At 46.7% G+C, this 495-nt stretch carries 1 protein-coding gene; it reads right to left on the reverse strand.

The genetic code is table 11. The features are described from left to right. Nucleotides 1–495: tyrosine-type recombinase/integrase (locus CIK04_RS31080; protein WP_176463486.1), on the reverse strand; the 495-nt coding region annotated here is incomplete at both ends.

Below are 495 nucleotides of genomic sequence, written 5' to 3' on the forward strand. Positions count from 1 at the left end.
CAGGTCAAGCCCTTGCTCTAGGAGATGGGTTGCAAAGCAATGTCGGAGTGAGTGAGGGGTAATTCGCTTATGAATACCACATTCCTGTACAACCTGTTTAAGTGCTTTTTGTGCTCCTTGATCATTAAACGCGACATCACAACACTTACCTTTGCTTGGGAATAACAGTTTGGGATGTCGGTGTGTACACCAGTATCGGCGTAAGGCGTGAAGCGTTCTGTGAGGGAGTGGTACCAGTCGGTCTTTACCGCCTTTTCCATAGCGAACATGGACTTGCATATTGTGACTGTCGATATCGGAGATGGTGAGATTGAGAGCCTCATTAATCCGCAGCCCCATCGTGTATAACGTTAAGAATAACACTCGGTAACGGGGTTCTCGGGTGGTGTTAATAATCTGAGCGACTTGCTCAGGAGAAATGATATTCGGGAGACGTTTTACTTTCGGAGGTTTGATGATTCCGATCCATTCCCACTGCTTGTTGAGCGTATGTTT

This window comes from Vibrio sp. 03_296, from assembly GCF_002265885.1.